This window comes from Petrotoga halophila DSM 16923 (assembly GCF_002924615.1).
On the sequence record NZ_JALY01000183.1, the window covers coordinates 1 to 2544 of the forward strand.

At 31.6% G+C, this 2544-nt stretch carries 2 protein-coding genes and 1 pseudogene; all 3 read right to left on the minus strand.

All coding sequences use genetic code 11. The annotated features are described in order from the left end of the window. Positions 1-94: 94 nt before the first annotated feature. Entirely contained in the window at positions 95-667 is a 573-nt protein-coding gene (gene ruvA, locus AA81_RS09265) for a Holliday junction branch migration protein RuvA (protein ID WP_103078993.1), read from the minus strand. A 24-nt stretch (positions 668-691) separates the two neighbouring features. Beyond that, complete coding sequence (locus AA81_RS09270; protein WP_103898874.1) at positions 692-2008, minus strand: bifunctional folylpolyglutamate synthase/dihydrofolate synthase; 1317 nt, start codon at positions 2006-2008, stop codon at positions 692-694. After that, positions 2009-2544, minus strand: a pseudogene (locus AA81_RS09275) (valine--tRNA ligase); the annotation flags it as partial.

The following is a 2544-nucleotide window of genomic DNA, read 5'->3' on the forward strand; positions in this document are numbered from 1 at the left end:
CCTTTTAAAATCAAAAGATTTTTTTGAAATTTTTTTAATTTCAAAAGATTTTTGTTAGCGCCTCTTCGCTTCGCAAATCCCACCAGAAAATTACCTACAGCCTTGTAAGGCATTCTTTAATTATTTCTTCCGTTTTTAGTTCTTCTAGATCAAGTTGACCTATGACCTTCATAATTTCATATCTTTGAAATCCAAGAGTTTCTAAAGCTTCTATAGCTTCTTTTACATTATTATTTCCATACGATTGAGCGCCTACCCCAGCTGAATAGGCACTGAAAGAATCAGAAAGTTCAGATATTAGTCTTTCGGCTGTTTTCTTACCTATGCCAGGCAGGTTTGAAAGGAGCGTTGTATCTTGGGAGTTTATCATTTGTATAAATTCTTCTGCATCCGTTTTTCTAAGGATTTTTGAAGCAATTCTTGGTCCGATTTTTGAAACTTTCTTTAAACTTTCAAAAACATCTCTTTCTATTTTATCTTTAAAAATATAGAGTGATGTGTTCCATTCGCTTATTTCCAGGGATGCGAAGAATTCGTATTTGTCACCCTTTTTTAAGTATCTTATAACGTTGAACGAAGGATACGCTTCCAGAGTTAAAGCTCCAATTTTGATTAGAACTTTTTCGTCCTCAAAATCTTCAATTGTTGCGTTAATTTTTCTTATCATATTATATACCTCGATAAAAGATATCTACAATGCTACTAAATTAGTGGATATTAATTCTTTGATTTTTCCAAGGAGATACAAAGAACCAGTGAAAAAATAAATATCACTTTTTTCTGATAAAAGCTTATTGAAACCTTCCGAAGGGTCTTTTATAAACTCAACATTTTTGGTATGCTTTTTAAATTCTTCATATATTAATTCAGGATGTCTTCCCCTTTCGGTAGGAACTGATGTTACAATAATTTTATCAAAAACTGAAGCAAAAATTTGTGACATTTTTTTGTAGTCTTTATCATCCAATATCCCAATCAAGGCAATTTTTTTCTGAGTAGGAAAGTAAAGATTGATGCTTTTTTCTAATTGCTGGGCAGCGGCAAAATTGTGGGCACCGTCGAAAACTATCTTTTTACCGTTTATTTCTGTGTACTCAAACCTACCTTCCCAATAAAAGTTTGCCATAGCTTCTCGGATTTTCTCAATAGATAGAGCTTTTCCAAATTTTTGCATAAACGCTTCTACTACTGCCAAAGATGTTGTAACGTTTTCCATTTGGAACGTCCCGTTGGCACCAAAAATCAGATCTTTAATTTCAGAATTAATACCATAATAATCTAACATATTATTGTTAATAAAATATCTATGGTTGGTAGAATTAAAATCTTTTCCATGTTCATAAACTTTTTCTGCATTGACTTCTTTAGCTTTATTTAAGATAACTTTTTTTGGGCTTTCGTCTATATTTCCCAATACCAAAAAATTGTTTTTCTTTATGATACCTGCTTTTTCATAAGCTATCGCTTCAAGAGTATTACCTAAAGTTTTGATATGGTCTTTAGATATAGAGGTTATGACTGAAACATCAGAATTGATAACATTAGTAGCATCCAACCTTCCTCCTAAACCCACTTCAATGATTCCTACATCCACTTTTTGTTTTTCAAAATACTTAAAGGCCATAGCTGTTGTTATTTCAAAAAATGATGGTGCATATTCTTCACCTTTCAGATCCATTTTTTTTATTTCTTCTTCAATCTCATTGTATATCTCCACAAATTCTCTCTCAGAAATGTTTTCCCCATTTATTTTTATTCTCTCGGTTAATGAAACCAAATGTGGGGATATAAAGGTTCCAACTTTCATTCCATTATATCTTAAAATTTGTGAAAGTGCAGTGGTAACACTTCCTTTTCCGTTAGTACCTGTGACGTGTATACTTTTGAACGAATTCTGCGGGCATCCTATACGTTTAGTTAATTCTTCTATCCTTTCGAGACCTAATTTCACCTTGAAATTTGCTGCTCCTCTTTGATAAAGATAATCAACTAAATTGGTAAATTCCATTTAACTAATCTCCTTTAAGAGTGTTTGCAATTTTTGATATTTTTTCTCACTTTCTATCAAATCTTCTTTTGTTTTTTCTACTACATCCGGATCAGCCTTTTCGACGAAATTTTTATTTGATAATTTTTTATTATATAATTCTATATCTTTTGCTAGCTTTTCCAATTTTTTTGTTAACCTTTGTTTCTCTGTATCGATGTCTATGTAATCACCTAAAGGTATGTAAACTTCTACACTTTCATCTACATAAGCAGTGGCAGATTTTGCTGGTTTCACTTCAGTTTGAGTTATATCTTTCAAAAAAGCTAAATGTTCAATTAAACTTATGTTTTTTTCTATAAAATCGTTGTTTTTTGCGACAATTTTGTATTTCAAGTCAACCTTTTGTGTTTGGGGTATATCCATTTCAGCTTTAACGTTCCTTACACCCTTAACTAACTCCATAATCTTCAAGAATACCTCTTCTGATTCAGGATAAATATTATTCTCGTTACTCTCTGGCCACTTAGCGCTTATCAATAATTCTGAATCTTTCT